Consider the following 1,040-nt stretch of genomic DNA (forward strand, 5'->3'; position numbering starts at 1 on the left):
CCGGGGAATGCCTTGGTTTGCCTGGATATGAACTGAAGTCGGCGATGGTGGAAGTGCGGCCGGTCGTTAGTCCCTTTGCCCGCTTCCTGCCGTCCTTCGACCTGGCGCCGGCGCAGGCCGTCGCCGGGCTGATTGGCGCGGCCCCGGTCCCGCCCTTGCCTTTCAGCGGCCATAGTGCCGGCTGATGGTTGCGCGAAAGCTTAACCCAGACGTGCTGTTATGCTTGGCAAGGGGAGGTGCTCTCCCTATGTTAGGCGCAAGTTTCCTCTCATGACGCGTGTCCGCCCCGCGGACGCCAACGGGACAATTGATGAATCCGAACTATCGCAACCTCGCGCTCTGGGCGATCATAGCGGTCCTGCTCATAGCCCTGTTCAATCTGTTCCAGACGCCGCAGACGCGAGGGGCTTCCAGCGATGTGCCTTATTCGCAGTTCCTGCAGGATGTCGCGGCGGGCCGGGTCAAGACGGTGACCATCGCGGGCGCCCGCATCAGCGGCACCTACACCGACAATGCCAGCGGCTTCCAGACCTATTCGCCCGGCGATCCTTCGCTGGTCTCGCGGCTGCAGGACAAGAACGTCACCATCAATGCGCGGCCTGAAACAGACGGTTCCAATTCGCTGTTCGGCTATTTGATCTCTTGGCTGCCGATGATCCTCATCCTCGGCGTCTGGATATTCTTCATGCGCCAGATGCAGTCCGGCTCCGGCCGCGCGATGGGCTTTGGCAAGTCGAAGGCCAAGCTGCTCACCGAAGCGCATGGCCGCGTCACCTTCCAGGATGTTGCCGGCGTCGACGAAGCCAAGGAAGATCTGGAAGAGATCGTCGAGTTCCTGCGCGATGCGCAGAAATTCCAGCGGCTCGGCGGCAAGATTCCGCGCGGCGTGCTGCTCGTCGGCCCTCCGGGAACCGGCAAGACGCTGCTCGCCCGCTCGGTTGCCGGCGAAGCCAATGTGCCGTTCTTCACCATTTCCGGTTCTGACTTCGTCGAGATGTTCGTAGGCGTTGGTGCAAGCCGCGTCCGCGATATGTTCGACC

Annotated in this window: 1 protein-coding gene and 1 pseudogene; both read left to right on the top strand. The window is 62.3% G+C overall.

Going from position 1 to position 1,040, the window contains the following annotated elements:
- A pseudogene (locus tag EN984_RS35745) lies at positions 1-185 on the top strand (tRNA(Ile)-lysidine synthetase); the annotation flags it as partial.
- Between the two features lie 125 nt (positions 186-310).
- On the top strand, positions 311-1,040 hold a 730-nt coding region (locus EN984_RS35750; RefSeq protein ID WP_164765972.1), incomplete at its 3' end, for an ATP-dependent metallopeptidase FtsH/Yme1/Tma family protein.

The organism is Mesorhizobium sp. M7A.F.Ca.CA.004.12.1.1 (assembly GCF_003997835.1).
Taxonomy (GTDB): domain Bacteria; phylum Pseudomonadota; class Alphaproteobacteria; order Rhizobiales; family Rhizobiaceae; genus Mesorhizobium.